General features: G+C 77.2%; 3 protein-coding genes. All 3 read left to right on the plus strand.

The features are described from left to right. On the plus strand, positions 1-732 hold a 732-nt coding region (locus CTKZ_RS18500; RefSeq protein ID WP_124344302.1), incomplete at its 5' end, for an MFS transporter. A gap of 41 nt (positions 733-773) precedes the next feature. Next, positions 774-1,220 carry a YciI family protein gene (locus tag CTKZ_RS18505; protein ID WP_124344303.1) on the plus strand — a complete coding sequence of 149 codons (447 nt, stop codon included), beginning with the start codon at positions 774-776 and terminating at the stop codon, positions 1,218-1,220. Beyond that, the gene (locus CTKZ_RS18510; RefSeq protein WP_124344304.1) at positions 1,217-2,437 is read left to right on the plus strand and encodes an RNA polymerase sigma factor; all 1,221 of its coding nucleotides are present in this window, start codon (positions 1,217-1,219) and stop codon (positions 2,435-2,437) included. The genes CTKZ_RS18505 and CTKZ_RS18510 overlap by 4 nt, the downstream gene beginning before the upstream one ends. Positions 2,438-2,492: the final 55 nt, after the last annotated feature.

A 2,492-nucleotide genomic window follows, 5' to 3' on the forward strand; every position in this document is an offset into this window, starting at 1 on the left:
GGCGTGGACGGCGGTGGCGCGGGCGCCACGGCGGGTGCGAGCGCCGCGGCGGGTCCCGGTGCTGCGACGGGTGCGATCGCCGCGACGGGTGCCGGTGCCGCGGCGGGTGCGGCTGCACGGCCCTCGCTGCGGCCCGTGCTGGTCGTCGCCGGGCTCGTCGGGCTCGTGCTGGTCGGCCACTTCGCGGCGTTCACGTTCGTCACGCGGCTCGTCGAGCGGCCCGCCGGCGACCTGCCCGGTGGTGTCAGCGGGCTGCTGCTCCTGTTCGGCGTCGCGTCGGCGGTGGGCGTGGCCGTCGTCGGGAAGGTCGGGGACCGGAGGCCCGCGGCGACGCTGGTGGTGACGACGGTCCTGGTCGCGGCCGCGCTCGTCGCGCTCGTGGCGGTCGGTGCGCACCCGGCCGTCGCGGTGGTCGTGGTCGCCGCCTGGGGCGTGACGACCGGTGCCCTGCCACCGCTCGCGCAGACGGCGATCCTGCGGGCCGCGGGTCCCGAGCACCGCGCGACCGCGGGCACCGTGATCCCCGTCGTCTTCAACCTCGGGATCGCCGTCGGCGCTGCGCTCGGTGCGGCCGTCGTGGACCGGTCCGGCCCGGCTGCGCTGCCCCTGCCCGCCGCGGCCGTCGTGCTCGTCGCCGCGGCCGCGCTCGCCGCCACCGGTCGCCCGCGACGCGTCGCGACGCCGGCGGCCGCCGATGTCGAGAACCGCGCACCGGCTCCGTTCCCCGGGTGAGAGTGCCAGTCTGGGCACGACGAGCACGAGGAGTGAACGACATGCCGCGCTACCTGATCGGGGTCGACTTCCAGCCCGGTGCCGACCCCACGCCGATGGAGGAGTGGACGCCCGAGGAGATCACCGCCCACCTCGACTACTACGCCGCGCTCAACAGCGAGCTCGAGGCGAGCGGCGAGCTGGTCGCCACGGCGATCCTCACCGGCCCCGACGTCGCGAAGATCGTGCGCGTCGACGCGGCGGGTGCACCCGTCGTGACGGACGGCCCGTTCGCGGAGTTCAAGGAGTGGCTCGCCGGGTACCAGATCGTCGACGTGGAGACCGAGGAGCGGGCGGTCGAGATCGCCGCCCTGGTGTCCGCGGTGCCGGGCCGCGGTGGCGTGCCGACGGGCCAGCCGATCCACCTGCGGCGCGTCATGCTCGACGGCGGTCCGACCGCCGTCGAGGGCATGCGCGAGTACCTGCGCACCGCGGACGGCGTCGCCTGACCACGCCGGACGCGGCGCTGCCCGAGGACCTGCTGCGCACGCTCGCGCCGCAGGTCCTCGGCGTGCTCGGGCGCCGGTCGGGCGACTTCGCCGCCGCGGAGGACGCGGTGCAGGAGGCGCTCGTCGTGGCCGTCACGCACTGGCCGCGCGACGGCGTCCCGGAGAAGCCGTTCGGCTGGCTGCTCCAGACGGCGACCCGGCGGCTGCTCGACGCCGTGCGGTCGGACCGGTCGCGGCGGGGACGCGAGGAGCGGTGGGCCGCCGCGGAGGCCGTCACGTCGCAGGCAGCGGGCGACGACGACTCCCTCACCGTGCTGTTCCTCTGCTGCCACCCCGCGCTGACGCCGTCGTCGGCGATCCCGCTCACCCTGCGCGCCGTCGGGGGCCTCACGACCGCCGAGATCGCGCGGGCGTTCCTCGTCCCCGAGGCGACCATGGCGCAGCGCATCAGCCGCGCGAAGCGGCGCGTCGCCGACGCCGGGTCGACGTTCGCGATGCCCGCGCCCGACGAGCGCGCCGCCCGGCTGCGCAGCGTCCTGCACGTGCTCTACGTGATGTTCACGGAGGGGTCGACGAGCACGTCGGGAGGCGACCTGCACCGGGTCGACGTGTCCGACGAGGCCGTCCGCCTGACCCGCTGGCTGCACGCGCTCGAACCCGCCGACCCCGAGGTCACGGGCCTGCTGGCGCTCATGCTGCTCACCGACGCGCGCCGACCGGCCCGCACGGACGCGTCGGGCGAGCTCGTGCCGCTGCCCGAGCAGGACCGCAGCCGCTGGGACCGGGCCCTGATCGCCGAGGGCCTCGCGCTGCTCGACGAGGCGATCGGCGCGCGGTCGGTCGGCGAGTACCAGCTCCAGGCCGCCGTCGCCGCCGTGCACGATCGCGCCGCGACCGCGGCGGACACCGACTGGCCGCAGGTCGTCGCGCTGTACGGGCTGCTGGAGCGGATGACGGGCAGCCCGGTCGTCGCGGTGAACCGGGCGGTCGCCGTGGCGATGGTCGACGGGCCCGAGGCGGGGCTGCGGCTGCTCGACGACGTCGACCTCCCCGGCCACCGGCTCGACGCGGTCCGCGCGCACCTGCTCGAGTCGGCGGGCGACACCGCCGCCGCGCGCGCCGCGTACCACCGGGCCGCCGCCGCGGCGACGTCCGTCCCGGAGCGCCGCTACCTCACCCTCCGCGCCGCCCGCCTGACCGCGGACCCGCCTGCCTGACCGCGGACCCGCCTGCCTGACCGCGGGTCCGGCCGCCAGACCGCCGTGGGCCCGG

Source organism: Cellulomonas algicola (assembly GCF_003851725.1).
In the GTDB taxonomy this organism is placed as follows: Bacteria; Actinomycetota; Actinomycetes; order Actinomycetales; family Cellulomonadaceae; genus Cellulomonas; species Cellulomonas algicola.

Excerpts from the sequence above, each read along its gene's own strand:
- CTKZ_RS18505 (WP_124344303.1), top strand. The coding sequence starts at position 774 with ATGCCGCGCTACCTGATCGGGGTCGACTTCCAGCCCGGTGCCGACCCC.